Annotated in this window: 17 protein-coding genes, 1 tRNA gene and 1 other RNA gene; 2 read left to right on the forward strand and 17 right to left on the reverse strand. The window is 36.8% G+C overall.

The window, feature by feature from the left end; all coding sequences use genetic code 11:
• Positions 1–25: 25 nt before the first annotated feature.
• Genes citF through citD form a run of 3 tightly spaced genes read right to left on the reverse strand, consistent with a single transcriptional unit; the run spans position 26 to position 2,758 of the window.
• Positions 26–1,570, reverse strand: a complete 1,545-nt coding sequence (gene citF / locus SUCMO_RS0109265; RefSeq protein ID WP_019880431.1) for a citrate lyase subunit alpha — start codon at positions 1,568–1,570, stop codon at positions 26–28.
• Positions 1,567–2,472: an aldolase/citrate lyase family protein gene (locus tag SUCMO_RS0109270; protein ID WP_019880432.1), complete on the reverse strand. Its 906-nt coding sequence runs from the start codon at positions 2,470–2,472 to the stop codon at positions 1,567–1,569. The genes citF and SUCMO_RS0109270 overlap by 4 nt, the downstream gene beginning before the upstream one ends.
• Entirely contained in the window at positions 2,456–2,758 is a 303-nt protein-coding gene (gene citD / locus SUCMO_RS0109275; protein WP_019880433.1) for a citrate lyase acyl carrier protein, read from the reverse strand. Before citD ends, SUCMO_RS0109270 begins: the two co-directional genes overlap by 17 nt.
• Before the next feature lie 212 nt (positions 2,759–2,970).
• Here citD and SUCMO_RS0109280 point away from each other — a divergent pair, with 212 nt between their 5' ends.
• Complete coding sequence (locus SUCMO_RS0109280) at positions 2,971–3,897, forward strand: LysR family transcriptional regulator (protein WP_019880434.1); 927 nt, start codon at positions 2,971–2,973, stop codon at positions 3,895–3,897.
• A 23-nt stretch (positions 3,898–3,920) separates the two neighbouring features.
• Here the strand turns inward: SUCMO_RS0109280 and SUCMO_RS0109285 are convergent, their stop codons facing one another.
• From SUCMO_RS0109285 to dnaG, 8 genes are all read right to left on the reverse strand, one after another.
• Positions 3,921–4,577, reverse strand: coding sequence for a TVP38/TMEM64 family protein (locus SUCMO_RS0109285; protein WP_019880435.1), 657 nt, complete (start codon positions 4,575–4,577; stop codon positions 3,921–3,923).
• A gap of 31 nt (positions 4,578–4,608) precedes the next feature.
• Positions 4,609–4,963: RNase P RNA component class A (gene rnpB, locus SUCMO_RS11085), an RNA gene on the reverse strand.
• A 40-nt stretch (positions 4,964–5,003) separates the two neighbouring features.
• Entirely contained in the window at positions 5,004–5,936 is a 933-nt protein-coding gene (locus SUCMO_RS0109290; RefSeq protein ID WP_019880437.1) for a 3'-5' exoribonuclease YhaM family protein, read from the reverse strand.
• A gap of 17 nt (positions 5,937–5,953) precedes the next feature.
• A complete protein-coding gene (locus tag SUCMO_RS10710; protein ID WP_083938745.1) occupies positions 5,954–7,057 on the reverse strand; it encodes a Nif3-like dinuclear metal center hexameric protein in 1,104 nt (367 codons plus the stop codon).
• Positions 7,044–7,727: a tRNA (adenine(22)-N(1))-methyltransferase gene (locus SUCMO_RS0109300; RefSeq protein WP_019880440.1), complete on the reverse strand. Its 684-nt coding sequence runs from the start codon at positions 7,725–7,727 to the stop codon at positions 7,044–7,046. Before SUCMO_RS0109300 ends, SUCMO_RS10710 begins: the two co-directional genes overlap by 14 nt.
• Before the next feature lie 73 nt (positions 7,728–7,800).
• Positions 7,801–7,875: transfer RNA gene (locus SUCMO_RS0109305), tRNA-Ile, on the reverse strand.
• Positions 7,876–7,936: 61 nt separating this feature from the next.
• The gene (rpoD, locus tag SUCMO_RS10715; RefSeq protein WP_019880441.1) at positions 7,937–9,526 is read right to left on the reverse strand and encodes an RNA polymerase sigma factor RpoD; all 1,590 of its coding nucleotides are present in this window, start codon (positions 9,524–9,526) and stop codon (positions 7,937–7,939) included.
• A gap of 46 nt (positions 9,527–9,572) precedes the next feature.
• A complete protein-coding gene (dnaG, locus tag SUCMO_RS11045) occupies positions 9,573–11,363 on the reverse strand; it encodes a DNA primase (RefSeq protein WP_019880442.1) in 1,791 nt (596 codons plus the stop codon).
• A gap of 171 nt (positions 11,364–11,534) precedes the next feature.
• On the opposite strand from dnaG, the gene SUCMO_RS0109320 reads away from it, so the two are divergent.
• Positions 11,535–12,044, forward strand: coding sequence for an LptA/OstA family protein (locus tag SUCMO_RS0109320; protein WP_019880443.1), 510 nt, complete (start codon positions 11,535–11,537; stop codon positions 12,042–12,044).
• Here SUCMO_RS0109320 and SUCMO_RS0109325 read toward each other — a convergent pair.
• From SUCMO_RS0109325 to SUCMO_RS0109350, 6 genes are all read right to left on the reverse strand, one after another.
• Positions 12,034–12,849: a pyruvate, phosphate dikinase/phosphoenolpyruvate synthase regulator gene (locus tag SUCMO_RS0109325; RefSeq protein ID WP_028953989.1), complete on the reverse strand. Its 816-nt coding sequence runs from the start codon at positions 12,847–12,849 to the stop codon at positions 12,034–12,036. The two genes, SUCMO_RS0109320 and SUCMO_RS0109325, sit on opposite strands and share 11 nt — an antisense overlap.
• The gene (ccpN, locus tag SUCMO_RS0109330) at positions 12,846–13,502 is read right to left on the reverse strand and encodes a transcriptional regulator CcpN (protein WP_019880445.1); all 657 of its coding nucleotides are present in this window, start codon (positions 13,500–13,502) and stop codon (positions 12,846–12,848) included. The genes SUCMO_RS0109325 and ccpN overlap by 4 nt, the downstream gene beginning before the upstream one ends.
• Positions 13,503–13,639: 137 nt before the next feature.
• The gene (gene pyrE, locus SUCMO_RS0109335) at positions 13,640–14,212 is read right to left on the reverse strand and encodes an orotate phosphoribosyltransferase (protein ID WP_019880446.1); all 573 of its coding nucleotides are present in this window, start codon (positions 14,210–14,212) and stop codon (positions 13,640–13,642) included.
• Positions 14,212–14,934, reverse strand: a complete 723-nt coding sequence (pyrF, locus tag SUCMO_RS0109340) for an orotidine-5'-phosphate decarboxylase (RefSeq protein ID WP_019880447.1) — start codon at positions 14,932–14,934, stop codon at positions 14,212–14,214. The genes pyrE and pyrF overlap by 1 nt, the downstream gene beginning before the upstream one ends.
• Before the next feature lie 21 nt (positions 14,935–14,955).
• Positions 14,956–15,885 carry a dihydroorotate dehydrogenase gene (locus SUCMO_RS0109345; RefSeq protein ID WP_019880448.1) on the reverse strand — a complete coding sequence of 310 codons (930 nt, stop codon included), beginning with the start codon at positions 15,883–15,885 and terminating at the stop codon, positions 14,956–14,958.
• Positions 15,876–16,646: a dihydroorotate dehydrogenase electron transfer subunit gene (locus SUCMO_RS0109350; protein ID WP_019880449.1), complete on the reverse strand. Its 771-nt coding sequence runs from the start codon at positions 16,644–16,646 to the stop codon at positions 15,876–15,878. The genes SUCMO_RS0109345 and SUCMO_RS0109350 overlap by 10 nt, the downstream gene beginning before the upstream one ends.
• Position 16,647: the final 1 nt, after the last annotated feature.

Raw genomic sequence — 16,647 nt, forward strand, 5'->3', positions numbered from 1 at the left:
TTTGTAACTCCTTTCAACTTTTTAATTATTTGGGTTTTCTTACTACATCTAATAAACTACCATCGCGGTATTCAATTACCGCTACAATCTGGTCAGTTAATTCTATCTCTTCTGGTTTGCCGACTAAACTATAGGCAAGCGCTTGTAACTCCTGCATAGTTTTCAGTGGCAACTTAGAATTTTTGAAGCGTTCTAACAAATCTGTTCTTAATGGATTAATCGCAATGCCATAGTCTGTTATTACAATATCAATATCTGCACCTGGCGTAATTACATTTTGGACTTGATCTTTAATCATCGGCAATCGTCCTCTAATTAATGGAACTACGATTATCGATAGCTTCGCTCCTGCTGCTGTATCTGAATGCCCACCTGATGCACCCATTAATACGCCATTAGAATTAGTCATTACATTAACATTAAAATCCAAGTCTACTTCCGTAGCACTTAAAATGACAATATCTAAATTGTTAACTATCGGACTGGCATTCCAAGGATTAGCATAAAACGAAGCTGAAATTTCTTGATGACGGGGGTTATCACGCAAGGATAAAATTGCTGGAATATCGAAAGTTTGGGTATCATAAAAAGTTTCAAACAATCCTTCGGCCAACATATCCGTAAATACTCCAGTTGAACCACCAATACCAAAACTACCTTTTATTTCCTGTTTAAGCATTTTTTCACGAATAAAACGCGCTGCTGCCAAAGATGCTCCCCCACTACCCATTTGCAAAGAATAGCCATTAACAAAATAGCCTGATTGTTCAATAACCTCAGCCGCATATTCTGCTAAAAGCAACTGCACTGGATCGCGAGTTATTCTTAAAGCACCGGAAGAAATTTTATTAGAATCCCCAATTTCTGGCACCGGCACAATATAATCAACTAAAGTTTGTTCGATGCTATAAGGATACACAAATCCCTCTAATAAATTATCTGTCAATAACACTACTTGCTCTGCATATTGAGCATCTACCATCGCATAGCCTAAAGCGCCGCAAATTGATTTACCTTGAGTACCAGTAGCATTCCCGAATTTATCGCAAGTTGGCACTCCCAAAAAAGCCACATCAATTTTTACTTCGCCACTACAGATAGCACGCGCTCGCCCACCGTGAGAACGAATTATTACTGGTTTTTTTAAAACGCCTGGATTAGCAGTAACAAATTTACCTAATTTACCACGCAAACCACTAGTTTCTATCGCGCTAATTGTACCGTCTTGAATGTAATCTACTAAAAAATCGTGGCAATCACTTAAAGAACTTCCGGCTAAAGTTAAATCTTTAATCCCCAAACCTTTTATTGCCTCTAAGACCATTTTTATAATATAGTCACCATCGCGAAAATGATGATGAAAGGATATTGTCTGCCCAGCAACCAACCCAGTTTTTCTAACTGCAGTTTCAATGCTATCCAATACTTTATCTTGCCCAGGTTTGGCAGTCCGCAATTTTTTCCCTGCTACTCTGCCTGTTGGTACTACAGTATCTGCGCCATTATAAAGCACATATTGCTTTAATCCAGGAATATTCTCTGGAATCTCTCGCTTTGCACCATTAATCATAAGTTTGTAACCTCCTTAGGAATCATAATTCCAGCTGCTCTAGCTTCATCAACGATTCTTCTAGCTCTATCTACTATTGGCCCATCAATCATCCGCCCATCAACAGCAATAACTCCGAGCTTTCTCTCTAACGCATCTTTGTAAGCTAATAAAATCTTAATGGAGCGAGCTATTTGTTCTTCAGTTGGCGTGAAAACTTCTTTCACAATTTTAATTTGACTAGGATGAATAATTGATTTGCCGTCGAAACCTAAGTCTTTAATTAAAGCTACTTCACGTCTAAAGCCTTCTTCATCTTTAATATTTGAAAAAACTGTATCAATAACTTGAATACCAGCCCTACGAGCTGCTAGAACCAATTGAGACCGAGCTACAAACAACTCCATCCCGTGCGTAGTTCTTTGGGTTTTTAGATTAGCAATAAAATCCTCGCCACCAATGGCAATTGCGACCATTCTGGAACTAGCTGTGGCAATTTCATATGCATTATGCAATCCTAGCGGAGTTTCTACAGCACCCATCATTTTAATTGAACCTGGTTCAAAGCCACAATCAAATTCAACTTTACTAATAAAACTATCTATTTCACGAATTTCATCCGCTGTTTCCGCTTTTGGCAATCTAATTAAATCTGGTTTTGCTTGTAAAATAACTCTTAAATCTTCCCAACCATATGGTGTGCTAATATGATTGATTCTTACAGCACGTTCTGCCGTAAATTTTATACTCTTTAATGCTTCCGCTACTAAGTGACGAGCCGTATCTTTTTCCGTAACTGCTATCGAATCTTCTAAGTCAAAAATCAGAGTATCTACTTTATGAATATTAGCATTATTAATCATTTTAGGATTATTGCCTGGAATAAATAGCATTGTTTGTCTTAGTTTATTGGCAACTTGCATCAATTTCACTCCTTTCTAAAGCTGTTCTCAAGCGTGCTCTTAATGTATAATCCCACGCACCTTTATCCTCTATTTTAACTTTAATATCTTCAAAGCCTTGTTCTAGAATAAACTCTTTCGTCAAGCACTCAATGTGTTTACCGTATTGCTTCTTTACTGAGCTAATCAGCTCTATTGTTATTCCCGCACCCGGTTCCACAGGCTCTACGCTTACCAATGCATCACAACTTTCGAGCATCCCCGCTGTAGCAAATACAAGAACTTGCCGTTTTTTACTAGCTACCATTTTTCTACCTCCTAGAATTTTAAGAATTGACATCAATTTTCAAGAATTTATTAAAATAAACTGTTTATTTGCATTGTTAGTTTAACATCTGCTAAAATTAATAGCCAATAGCAAAAAGCATATATCAGTTATAAGAAAAACTTATATAGTCCGATTAAAAGCTTTACATTGGCTGAATTACAGTTATAATTGTTTTTAGAGGTGATAAATACATGGATTTAAGACATTTACGCTATGTACAAAAAATAGCAGAAGAACGCAGTTTTTCCAAAGCTGCCGACAAGCTGTTTTTAGCCCAACCCGCTTTAAGTCAATATATCCTTAACTTGGAGCGAGAACTAGGTACTAAACTATTCGATCGTAGTAAAAATCCAATAAGTTTAACTTATGCTGGCGAAATTTTTTTACATAAAGCTCAACTAATTTTAGAAATAGAGCAAGATCTCAGCACCGAAATTAAAAATCTCGCTCAATCCGATCGAGGTTGTTTGAAAATCGCTATTTCGCCCAACCGTGGTTCATACTTATTACCTAAAATTTTACCTACTTTTTCTCGAGTCTACCCAAATATTGAAATCAAACTTTTTGAAGGTCTAACTTCAGAATTTGAAGATTGGTTATTAAAAAATGAAGTTGATTTGGCAATTTTACCTGGTGAGATAAAGTCTCCCCAAATTGATTATACTATTTTACAACATGATCAAGTTTTGCTGGCTTTACCACCTAATCACAGCCTAATCAATCAAGCCCTGCCTGTACCAAATAATTATCCCGTACTTTCCCTAAAACTTTTTCAAGATGAGCAGTTTATCTTGTCTAAACCTGGACAAGGATTGCGAATTATGGCGGATAAGCTCTTTATCGAAGCTGGTTTCAAACCTAAAATTTACACTGAAACCGCAAGTTTTGAAACTGCACATCGCCTTGCCTTAGCAGGGTTAGGAGCGGTTATTTCCTCTTCTACTCTAGGACCAATGAACATGTCTGATCCTTTAAGGTACTTTTCTTTAGCAGAACAAACCCCTTCTAGAATTATTAATATTGCTTATAAAAAGAAAAAAAATATTTCCTGGCCAATCAAAGAATTTATTCGCATTACCAAAGAATTATTTTTTTTGACAGAAAACAAAAAAAACTAAAGGAATTTTTTCCTTTAGTTTTTTTAATTGCGAATTTTAATTTTTTGTTGCCAATATATATATGGTAGTACAAAAGCTACCAAACAAGTTATTATCGCTAAACTCTTGCTAGTGTTGGGAGATAAAAAACTGTCCGTTAGAAAATTGTATGCTATTGCCCCTGGCAACATTCCAATAAGCGTTGCTAAAGCATAAGTCTTATAGGGAATATTAGAAAGCCCAGCTAAAAAACTTATGGGATCATAGGGGAAAATTGGTACTATGCGCAAACACAACATTTTTTTAAAGTCACTTTTAGGACTATATCGGTCAACAAAACCCCACCATTTTTTTGCAACACGATTTACAAACTCAAAATTTGTGTGCTTTGCTAAATAATAGCATAAACTTGCACTACCCAGTCCACCCATTAATATATATATAATCCCCCAAATTGGTCCAAACAAAACCGCAGCTACTAAGTTTAATAGCAACGCAGGAATTAATAATACTGGTCGCAAAGTGTAGAGTAAAATATAAGCTAATGGCGCTAATGAACCAAAGTTAGCTAACCACAAGCGCAATTCCAACATACTATTAAAATACATATTTTGTTTATAAAAATAACCTAAACTTAATAGTAGCAAAATTACCCATATATACTTTAAAAGTGAAGCCTGTATTTTTTTTAAATAACCCACAGTACACCTTCTATTACAAAATAATATAATAATTATGAGCACTCATTAAGCCGAGTTCTGTTCACCTTACGGCGCGACAATCATCTATCTGGACTATTAGTTGCCTAATAGTTCTAGCGACACAACCCGAGAGGATCAGCGAGCAACATCATCCCTCTCCTATTTGGTCTTGCTCCGAATGGGGTTTACCTAGCCAGTTGGTCACCCAACTGCTGGTGCGCTCTTACCGCACCGTTCCACCCTTACCGATTTAATATCGGCGGTACACATTTCTGTGGCACTTTCCCTAAGATTACTCTCGCTGGGCGTTACCCAGCATTCTGCTCTGTGGAGCTCGGACTTTCCTCGACTGGCCTTATACCAACCGCGATTGTCTTTTGTACTCACAATTATTACATTTGAACATTGTAACATATTACAATTACTTTAGCAACCTTTTACATATAGATAGCGATTAATCATCTTGTTGAAAACCCATTCGTTTTTATCTTCCAGATTCTCAAACTGATTTAACACCGCATTTAATTCATCCGCATAATGAACAATAAAGCTCTCTTTTGTTGCACAAGCAATTGGCGAGCCTTTTTCCTGTTCCCCATGATGCGATAAAACAATGTGCAACAATTCTTCTAATTCCTGCTCCACAAGTTCAGCACTGTTTATTTTTTCTGCATAAGAATTTATTAACATCGCTGTCATAGAAATGTGACCCAACAATCTGCCTTTAGTAGTATATGGGAAGCCATAATCAGCAGATATTTCCATTATTTTTCCTAAATCATGTAAAAGCGCACCGCAAATAACTAAATCTAAATTAACATTCTTATTTACTTTCGCCATAGCCACTGCTAAATCAGTAACATCAATACAATGCTCAAGCAACCCACCAATATAAGCATGATGTAATTTACTCCCAGCAGGGTTTTTAATATACTGTTGATAAACATCGGCAAAAATCATTGCCAATAATTTTTTTAAAAAATTACTGTTTAAATTATCTAGATAAGTTTTTAATTTTTCTTGGTAAGCTACCATGTCAACTGGAGCCAGCGGTAATAAATGATTGACATTATCCTCAGGCAGCACTTCTTCTAGTTTATTAATTACCAATTGCAATGAACTATCTTGAGCAAATTTATTGATATCAATTTGACCGATAACCTGCATAGCTACAAAGCCTTCTAATTTGCGCATACGTTCTACCATGCCAGCATCAAAACAAATAAAATTTATGCTAGCGCTATTATCCTGAACCACCCCGCGGGCAAAAACACCCCCAGTTGATGTACTGCCAACTTTTTGAACTTTTATTAGTACTATATGCCGAATTTTATCTCCAGCCTGAAAATCTTTTAACATTAAATTTCCCCCTTATGTTACAGATGTTCTATTATCCGTGTTTCTTTGGCCACAGCTACTGTTATTGCCGTCTCTAACAAGACTTGTTGCAATCTACTCGCCAACGCCTTTAAAACAGGTTGTTCACTTTCTTGATGCCCCAAAGCTATAACTGCTAAATCCATATTTTGTGCCTCTTGAGCTTCATGATATTTTAAGTCCCCAGTTACTAAAACATCAGCCCCAGCTTTAATAGCCGTTTTTATATAATCAGCACCACTACCTCCACAAATAGCCACACAACTAACTTGTTTTTCTAGGTTACTCGCTCTTACACCAGTCAACTGCAATTTATTTTTAAGCATATTTGCCAATTGTTCTACACTTAAAACTTTATTTAAAGTACCCGTACGTAAAATGCCTAATTGCCGCTCTTTCGTAAGCATTTCATAACTGTCATAAGCAATTTCTTCGTAAGGATGAATTGCCTTTATCGCCATTAGCAACTCAGCTATTTTTTGCTTCGGCACTAAAAATTCCACCTTATCCTCAATAACTTCTTGCATAATATTTAGAACTCCTAAATATGGGTTAGCTGTCTGTAAAGGTTTAAAGCGGCCTAACCCACTACTAGTAAAGGAACAAGCTGCATATTTTCCCGAAAAACTTATGGCCTGTTCTTCCAATAGTGCCAACAATTTTTCTGTATGTGTTCGCGGAATATAAACAGCGAGCTTTACCAAAGAGCCGCGCTCTTCTTCTGTTATCGTATGTACGTTTTCTAGGCCAATCACTTCTGCCAAAACATCATTAACTCCATTACTAGCTCTATCTAAATTCGTATGCATCGCAATATAAGATATTTCTTGTTTAATCAAGCTGTTGATTAATTTTCCAGCAAAATCTTGTTGAACAATTTTTTTTAAGGGTTTGAAAATCAATGGATGATGTGTAATTATCAAGTTACTCTTAGTTGCTATAGCCTGAGCGACTACTGCTTCCGTTAAATCTAAGGCCAATAAAATCCCTTGCACAGTCTGCTTTTCATCACCTACTAGTAACCCTACATTATCATAATCATAGGCGGTATCAAACGGAGCTATTTTATCTAAAACTTGATATATATCCTTAACTTTCATCATACGCCTCCCGCAGAATTTGTAAGATCCTTGCTGTTTTTTTCCTCTTTTGAACGATTTGTTCCGTACACTTAGCTTTATCCAGTGCCGCTAATATTTTTTCTTGTTTTTTTATCAACTGTTCAAGATAGCGTGGGAAAAGTTCTTGTTTTTCCAATTTACCCAAATAACATTCTGCTAAACTAAGTTCAACTGCCTTTGAAGCAGGTTTACCAACTAAAATTTCATAAATAATTCCATTTTCTTCTATTAAATATTCTTGTTCAATTTGCCAAGAATGGCTTGCTAACCACTTTCTAAGTAATTCTATCCCAACCATCGGTTGCAACACCAGGATATTACATTCTTCTATTACGTCTTGTCCCGCTTCTAGAATATCAATAATAACACCGGCCCCCATACCAGCTATAATAACACAATCCACTTCATCCTTTTGCACACCCTGTAAACCATTAGCTTGTACTAGCTTTATCTTATCTTGCAAAGCTCTATTTTGAATATTCTTTCGAGCCGCAGCTATTGGCCCAGCAACAATGTCACTGGCCACAACTGTGCAGGCAATCCCTCTATCAATTAACTCTATTGCCAAATAGGCATGATCACATCCCACATCCACCACACGAGAGTTTTTCGGCACACAAGCTGCAATACATGCTAATCTTTTATTCAGCATTTTTACCACCTCGTTGTCAAATTTATTGGATAAAAAAAAGCGAAGTCACTCTGACTCCGCTTGATAGTTAAGTTGGTGGGCCCACCTGGATTTGAACCAGGGACCAACCGGTTATGAGCCGGTTGCTCTACCGCTGAGCTATAGGCCCGCGCCGACAATAACGTCAACAATAAATATTTTAATTCATTTATTTGTATTTGTCAAGCAAATTAGTCCAAGAAATCTTTTAGTTTCTTACTTCTGCTAGGATTACGAAGCTTTTTAATAGCTTTTGCTTCTATTTGTCGAATTCTTTCTCTAGTAACACCGAAGAATTGACCAACTTCTTCCAATGTTCTTGCTCGATTATCCTCTAAACCATAACGTAACTGCAAAACTTTCTTTTCTCTAGGCGTCAGCGCTTCTAAAACACTTTCTATTTGCTCTCTAAGCAAAATAGATGTAGCTGCATCCGCTGGAGCTGGTGCATCATGATCTTCTATAAAGTCCCCCAAATGCGAATCTTCCTCTTCACCAATTGGTGTTTCTAAAGATACAGGCTCTTGAGCAATTTTCATTATCTCACGCACCCGCTCAACCGAGATATCCATTTCCTTACCAATTTCTTCTGGTAAAGGTTCTCTGCCTAATTCTTGCAATAACATTCTTGAAACTCTTATTAGTTTATTAATCGTTTCGACCATATGTACGGGAATTCTAATAGTACGAGCTTGATCTGCTATTGCTCTAGTTATTGCTTGTCTAATCCACCAAGTCGCATAAGTACTAAACTTATATCCCCTGCTATAGTCAAACTTCTCTACTGCTTTAATTAGACCCAAGTTACCTTCTTGAATTAAATCTAAAAACAACATGCCTCGCCCAACATATTTTTTAGCAATACTTACTACTAAGCGCAAGTTTGCCTCTGATAAATATTTTTTAGCTTTTTCACCTTGTTTAATTAATAAATTCAAGATTCTTTTATATTCATTTTTGCATTGTTCAAATTGAATAAATTCATAACTACCATTTACATCTCCAAAATAGCCATCAAGTGCTATTAATAAAGTGCGAATCTCTGGCAAATGGCACTCTGGATTGGCAGCTTCGTCAATTGTCGCCTGCATTAAAGGTTTATCTTCTACAATTAAAACATTGTTAGCTCGCAGCTGTCTAAGTACTTGTTGCAATTCATCTTTGGTTAGCTCCAAGCAAAATCCTTGAATTTCCGAATGCGACACTTGGCCATTTTCAGTATAATTCATCATCAATTTTTTAGCTAAAAGATCCACTTCTCGTGATTCAGCTATACCTACTTCGTATTCAATCAGCGACAATAGTTTTTCTAAAGTTTCTTGCAGGTCTATAGCTGGTTCTAAGTTTGTTTCTTCAGCAGTGTTTTTCAAATCTTTTTTTAACGCCAGACTAGCTTTTGTACCTCTTTCCATTCTGCGAGCCAGTCTAATTTCGTCTTCACCAGTAAGCAACGGTACTCGACCAATTTCTTTCAAATACATGCGTACAGGGTCATCTATATTTACCCCTTCTGGAATAGACATATCGAGGTCTATATCGTCTAAAGCATCTTGTACGACATTTTCAGCTTTATTTCTTGAGTCATCGTTATCTTCAATAAGTTCAATTCCCTTAGTATTAAACAAGTCGTACATTTCTTCCATTTCTTCCACACCAAGGTCTTCAGCCTGCATACTATCCATTACTTCTTTATATGTTAATACCCCACCGTTTTTTTTGGCTTTATTTATCAATTCATTAACATGATTCGATTGTTCTGCTGACGCCTTTTTGTCCGACATATAAACACCTCCCTTGAAATATTATATTTTCCAAGTTCTATTCCTTTCAAAAGAACTTTTGGAGCTTTTTTCTAATTTCTTGTACCTGTTGCAATTCATTAATAAACCTCTCATCCCCTGTTTTTTCATATTCAACTGCCAATTGTGAGTGCCGATTATATTCTTGCTCTAATTTGCTATATTTAATCTGCTTAATGCAGTCGTCAACTAATTTAATGGCATCAGCAAATTGAATATCTTCTGCTAATATCGCCAATAACTGTGTTTGGGCTTCACTTGATAATTTATTTAATAAACTATCAATAGCCAGTTTATTGTCCATACTTAAAATCTGAGCCGTCATAAAAATTTCACCTAAAACTTTTTGTTCAAAGTCGGCTGGCAATAATTGTGCCGTCACATAATCTAAAATACTGACATCTTCTAAGATTATTTTTATAATATGCCGCTGCGCTAAATCAATTGCAGTTAAAGTCTTAGGTAGCGGTTGTTTATTTTTAAATTTGGGTTCACTAAAGCTTTCTTTCTTACCAACTAATTTATTATATTCTGATTTCACAATAGCTATATCAATTAATAAACCACTAGCAATAGTTTGCAAATAGCTATCTATCTCTAGTGAGTTTTCACATTTTTTGACAAACTCTAAAACCTTAGCTAAAATTTCTACTTTCTCTTGTAAGCTATTATTGTTCTGATTTAATTTAATAGTTTGCTCTATTTGATAAACAACTGCATCCACACTATTTTCAATGCGTTTTTCTAGTTCTTGTTTACCATACTTTTGTAAAAATTCATCTGGATCTTTTGCCGGGGCAAGCAACACTACTTTTGCTTGTAAAAAATTTTCACGCGCAATGTCGATCGCCCGAATCGTCGCTTGAATTCCAGCTACATCATTATCATAGGCAAATAAAACCTTGCGTGCATAGCGCCCTAACAAACGTGCTTGTTCTATACTAAAAGCAGTACCAAGGCTAGCTACTGTATTATTAAATCCATAAGTATGCATGCTTATCGCATCCATGTAACCTTCAACTAGCAAGCCGAACCCTTGCTTTTTTATTTCGCTTTGAGCAACATTCAAAGCATATAGAGTCTTTCTTTTATTAAAGACTTTAGTTTCTTGTGAATTTAAATACTTAGGGCTATCAGTGTCTACAAGAACTCGTCCGCCAAACGCAATAACCTCGCCCTTATTGTTAAAGATAGGAATCATTATTCTTTGACGAAATTTATCATAATAGCGTCCACTCTGTGCTTGACCAATTAGTCCAACTTGTTTGAGTAAATCATCTGAACATTTATTGTGCTTTAAAAAATTGTACAAATCTTGCCAATTATCACTACTAAGACCCAAGGAAAACTTTTCTATAATTTCTAGATTTATGCCTCTTTTTTGCAAATAGGCTCTGGCCTTAGCACTTTGCGGGTTTGTTTCCAATAAACACCTTTTGTAAAAAACTAAGGCTTGTTTATTGGCCTGCAGCATTGCCAGTTCTAACGTATCGGGTTTTTCCTGTTGAACACCTGATATCTCTTGAGGTAAGGGAATATTAAATTGCTCGGCCAAATCTTTAATAACTTCAGCAAAAGTTAACTGTCGAATACGCATTAAAAAACTAATTGCATCGCCACCAGCATGACAACCAAAACAATAAAAAAAACCTTTCTCCTCCGATACAGTAAAAGAAGCTGTTTTTTCATTGTGAAAAGGACAGCAACCCCAAAATTTATTACCTTTCTTTTTTAAAGCTATGTAACCGCCAATAACATTTACGATGCTAATTTGCCTTTTTACTGCTAAAACTACTTCATTAAATTTATTCTCCTGCATAGTAAGCACCTTGTGTTAACATAAATTTTAACTTCAAACCTATATTATATTATATTCTACATATAATCACAATATCCTTTTTTTCATTTAGTTTTTTTTATAAATAACTTGCTTTATTTGCAAACACATAGTATAAAGGATATATTATCAATTAAGAAAGAAGGTAACCTCATGTTAAGAAAACTCCTATTTGTACTAACGTTTTTCGCCCTGCTCCTTAGTTTTCAAGCAAATCCCACTGTTGGGGCAGAATCAAACTCTGATAAGCCCAAACCAGTAATCATAGCCCAAGAGAAAAATTTCAACATTTTAACAGCAACCTATACTCTTAAAGGCGATGTTGAAATAACTCACAAAGATCGCCATATTCGTGCCGACTATGCTCAATACTCTTTAGTAAAACAGGAGGTTGTTGCGCAAGGCAATATTGAATTTTCCGATGCTAGTTTAATGTTAAAGGGTGATTCTTTACTTGCCAAAATAAATGACAAAGAAATTTTTTTAACTGGCAATGTAGCCTTTTCCGAGGCAAACTTGGCAATAAATTCCAGTAAAGGCTATTTTAACTGGAATACCAAAATAGCCATCTTTGAGGAAAATGTGCGAATTCAAGAACATGGTCAAGAAAAGCAAGTGGAAAAGGCAACCTTGAATATTAATTCTGGTGAACTCACTCTTTAGAATTTTTACGTACATGATCAATAATGATATTCGCAGTCTCCTCAATAGCTCGATTAGACACATCAATTACCATGCAATGAATTTTACGCATTATCCCTTTAGCATACTCTAATTCCTCATTAATTCGCACCACATCTGCGTAACTAGAATCATCTGCCAAACCCATAGTTTTTAACCTTTCCGCTCTAATTTCATTTAGTTTATAAGGATTGATAATTAAGCCGACAATTTTGTTGGCTGGGATTTTAAATAATTCTTCTGGCGGCATAATTTCAGGTACTAAAGGCACATTAGCAACCTTAATTCGCTTATGCGCTAAATACATACTCAAAGGTGTTTTTGAGGTTCTAGAAACGCCTACAACTACTACATCGGCTTTCAATAATCCCCAAGGATTTTTGCCATCATCATATTTCACGGCAAACTCGACAGCTTCCACCCGCCGAAAATAGTCTTGGTCTAACGCATGCACTAGCCCGGGCTTATTTTTGGGTTCTTGTCCAGATATTTTTTGCACATTATTCAGCATTGGCCCCAAAATATCTACAGCAATTACTCCATGTTCGGCAACTTTGGCCGCTACAAACTCACGTAAAAGCGGAGAAACCATCGTATAACACAATACACTTTTTTGCGTTTTAGCCTCGATAATTAGTTTTTCTAATTGTTCGGTGCTCTCCATATAAGGTACACGTACAATATCAAAAGTACCTGGCTTAAATTGACTCGCAGTAGCTTTGGCCACCGATTCTGCGGTTTCGCCGATTGAATCAGATACTGCATATATTATTGGTAATTTATCTATGATAAAAACCTCCCTCTTCCTTCTGCTAAATCTAATAATAATCTACTCAAATTTGTCTTAGTTAGCCGACCGACAATTTCATACTTTTTTTCTTTACCGACCTGTTTCACCACTGGCAAACCATCAATTTCGTTATCTATAATTTTTCTTATCGCTACCGCGATCGGTTCATCTGTTGTAGTTACAATTAATTTTGATAATGGGGTCATTACCATTACTATCGGAGTTTTACTCAAGTCCTCTTTGTTATTTAAGGAGGCTTTTAATAAATCTTTGCGTGATACTACACCACATAAAAAAGAATGTTCGTCCAATATAAATACACTGCCAACATCTTCTAAAAACATCATTACAATCGCATCATAAGCATTCTTGTTATTTTGCAAAACTACTGGAACGGATTGAATATCCCGCACACATAAATTAGCTAATTCATCCGTAAGCATGCTCAGGTTGTTCTTACCAGTGTAAAAATAACCTACTTTCGGTCTAGCATCAAGCACGCCACTCATTACTAAGATTGCTAAATCAGAACGTAAGGCAGCCCTAGTCACATTTAAGTTTTGCGCAATACTTTCTCCAGTTATTGGTCCTCGCTCTCTAACCATTTCTGCAATTTTCTTTTGTCTTTCTGTTAATGAAATTGTTCTCACTTCCTTGCTTAATCAGCTTTACATATCTAAATATAATAATACGCTACTTTTTGGAAAAATCCTCTTTATTATTCAATAAAAATAAGAAAAACATCTTAAAGTTATTAATTTAGTCTTTAAGATGTTTTTCTTTTTGTTTATTTACCAGTTCTACCACGCTTCGTAAATTCTTGTCCTTGAGCACACATCGGACAAGTTGTCGCTGGATAAGTTTCAATATTTAAGGTTAATAGGGCTTTGGTTTTAACAGCAAAATCAACTTTCCCACCACTGCGGTCAACAAGTAAACCGACCCCAACTACCTCACCACCATGTTCTTTGATAACATCTAGTACTTCAAAAACTGAACCACCCGTAGTAACAATATCTTCTACAACTAAAACTTTTGTGCCTGCAGGAATTTCAAAGCCACGTTTCAAAGTCATTTTTCCATTTTCTCGTTCCGTAAATATTGCTCTAGTTCCTAGAGCTTTCCCAACTTCATGGGCTAGCAAAATCCCCCCCGTAACTGGTCCCACAACCAGTTGAACTTGATCTTGAGCGAAATTAGCTGCTAAAGCTTGACAAAGTTTTTCTGTATATTTCGGATGTTGTAGCACATTAAATTTTTCAACATACATGGGACTATGAAGTCCTGACGTTAGCAAAAAATGTCCATGCATAACTGCTTGTGTTTCCTCTAATAAGGCCAATACTTCTGTTTCTTGCATTATTTCTTCGCCTCCTGCATTTCCTTAACTATATCTTGTACCGCTTGCTTTAAATCCGTTGCCTTAGTTATTGGTCTACCGATAACTAAATGAGTTGCGCCATTTTCTATGGCAGCTTTCGGTGTAGCAATACGACTTTGGTCATTTAATTCACTACCTGCTGGACGAATCCCTGGCGTTACAATAAGAAACTCTTCACCACAAGCTGCTCTAATTGCCGCAGCTTCTTGTGGCGAGGCAACAACTCCATCCAAGCCGGCTTTTTTAGCCAATTTCGCCAAATGAATTACTTGCGCACTAATGCTTTCAGCATAATTCAATTCTTGCCATTCTTCTGCCGAAATACTAGTTAACACCGTTACGGCAATTAATTTCGGGGCTTTAATTCCTAGTTCAGCCGCACGTGCTTTTACAGTTTGTGCCGCAAATTGCATCATTTGAAAACCACCGGTAGCATGAACATTAAGCATATCTACGCCCAATTCCGTTAATGCTGCTAAACTACTGCCCACCGTATTAGGAATATCATGTAATTTTAAATCTAAAAAAATACTTTTTCCGTTGCCTTTAAGATATCTAACTACTTCCGCACCACAACTATAAAAAAGTTCCATGCCTACTTTATAATAAGTTACGCTTTCACCAAGTCCAATAACTAAATTACTCAACTTAGCCATATTCGGCACATCTAAGGCCACAATTAATCTTTTATCTAAAATCATTTTTTTACTCCTAAGCTGTTTTTATTGCCAAGCCAAACCAACTAATTCTTGCACATGTTTATAGTTATATTTATCTAAATACGCTAAAATTCCATAGTTAATTTCTTGAGCGATACTCGGATTAACAAAATTAGCCGTGCCCACAGCTACTGCACTAGCTCCCGCTAAAAAAAACTCAATTGCATCTTCAGCCGTCATGATTCCACCCATGCCAACAATCGGAATATGCACTGCTTGAGCCACTTGATACACCATGCGTACAGCTACAGGTCTAATTGCGGGCCCAGACAAACCGCCCATCACATTTCCCAAAACTGGTTTTTGTTTATGAATATCAATTTTCATCCCTACTAAAGTATTAATCATACAAATAGCATCGGACCCAGCTTGTTCCACGGCTTGCGCCATCGCCACAATGTCCGTAACATTCGGTGATAGTTTAGTTATAACGGGTTTACTAACTGCTTGTTTTACAGCCCGCACAACTTTGCTAGCACTATCAGGGCAAACCCCAAAAGCAATGCCACCTTCTTTAACATTTGGACAAGATATATTCAATTCAATCGCCGCAACACCTGGTACATCTAGGTATTTTGCCACTTCCCCATACTCTTCGGGCGTATTGCCAGCAATATTTACAATTACCGGGCTATAGTATTTTCCTAGTTTAGGCAAAATATCTTGTAAAAAAGCCTCTACACCGGGGTTTTCTAAACCAATACAATTTAACATTCCCGCCGGAGTTTCTACGGCCCGTTGTCCAAAATTACCGGCACGCGGTTTTAAAGTTGTGCCCTTAACAACAATTCCGCCCACTTGATTTAAATCCAAAAAATCTTCAAATTCTACACCCCAACCAAAGGTCCCGGAAGCCGTCATGATTGGCGTCGGCATATTAATGCCTACGATTTCGGTATTTAAGCGTTGTAATTGAGCCGCTGTTAATCCCATTCTATCACCTCTTCAGCCGGAAAAACTGGTCCGTCTGTACAAACTTTTACTCGCTTGCCACTTTTCGTTGCACATGAACAAGATAAGCAAGCGCCAATGCCACAAGCCATGTATTTTTCTAACGACACTTGGCAGGGAATTCCCTGTTCAATTGCCAATTTAGCCACACCTTGCATCATCTTAACTGGCCCACAGGTATATACTGCATCGTATTTTCCACTTGCTAACAACTCCGGTAATAGCGCTAAAGCATTGCCTTGCACACCTAAAGAACCATCATCTGTAGTTATGTGAATTTGTTTGCAACTTGCCGTAAACAAATCTTGCCAAAACAATTCTTGTGCACTCCGACCGGCTAATAAAACTTCTGTATTCAGGCCACAAAAAACTCTGCTAAGATAAATTAAAGGCGCAATCCCAAGGCCCCCCCCCACTAGTAAGGGTTTTTTTGCCGTTAAATTAAAGCCATTACCTAACGGACCTACAATATCTAGATATTCGCCAACTTGTACCAAGCTGAGTGCTTGGGTGCCCTCACCTAATACTTTATAAATAAAAGTTAGAGTCTTAGCATCACCATCAACATCGGCTACACTAATTGGACGGCGCAACAATGGTTGTTGCGCGCCTTTAACTTTTAATTGTGCAAACTGCCCTGGCAAAGTTATGCTCGCCAATTCCGGCACATAAACCTCAGTTTTATAAACTTGTGGTCCAATTTCTACTTGTTTAACTACTTTTGCTTCGATAATTTTTTTCAAC

Source organism: Succinispira mobilis DSM 6222 (assembly GCF_000384135.1).
In the GTDB taxonomy this organism is placed as follows: Bacteria; Bacillota; Negativicutes; order Acidaminococcales; family Succinispiraceae; genus Succinispira; species Succinispira mobilis.

Coding starts and splice junctions, on each gene's coding strand:
- pyrF (WP_019880447.1), bottom strand. CDS start 14,934: ATGATTTTAGATAAAAGATTAATTGTGGCCTTAGATGTGCCGAATATG.
- SUCMO_RS0109290 (WP_019880437.1), bottom strand. CDS start 5,936: ATGTTAAAAGATTTTCAGGCTGGAGATAAAATTCGGCATATAGTACTA.
- rpoD (WP_019880441.1), bottom strand. CDS start 9,526: ATGTCGGACAAAAAGGCGTCAGCAGAACAATCGAATCATGTTAATGAA.
- SUCMO_RS0109320 (WP_019880443.1), top strand. CDS start 11,535: ATGTTAAGAAAACTCCTATTTGTACTAACGTTTTTCGCCCTGCTCCTT.
- SUCMO_RS0109345 (WP_019880448.1), bottom strand. CDS start 15,885: ATGGGATTAACAGCGGCTCAATTACAACGCTTAAATACCGAAATCGTA.
- pyrE (WP_019880446.1), bottom strand. CDS start 14,212: ATGCAAGAAACAGAAGTATTGGCCTTATTAGAGGAAACACAAGCAGTT.
- citF (WP_019880431.1), bottom strand. CDS start 1,570: ATGATTAATGGTGCAAAGCGAGAGATTCCAGAGAATATTCCTGGATTA.
- dnaG (WP_019880442.1), bottom strand. CDS start 11,363: ATGCAGGAGAATAAATTTAATGAAGTAGTTTTAGCAGTAAAAAGGCAA.
- SUCMO_RS0109270 (WP_019880432.1), bottom strand. CDS start 2,472: ATGCAAGTTGCCAATAAACTAAGACAAACAATGCTATTTATTCCAGGC.
- SUCMO_RS0109300 (WP_019880440.1), bottom strand. CDS start 7,727: ATGCTGAATAAAAGATTAGCATGTATTGCAGCTTGTGTGCCGAAAAAC.
- SUCMO_RS0109280 (WP_019880434.1), top strand. CDS start 2,971: ATGGATTTAAGACATTTACGCTATGTACAAAAAATAGCAGAAGAACGC.
- SUCMO_RS10710 (WP_083938745.1), bottom strand. CDS start 7,057: ATGATGAAAGTTAAGGATATATATCAAGTTTTAGATAAAATAGCTCCG.
- citD (WP_019880433.1), bottom strand. CDS start 2,758: ATGGTAGCTAGTAAAAAACGGCAAGTTCTTGTATTTGCTACAGCGGGG.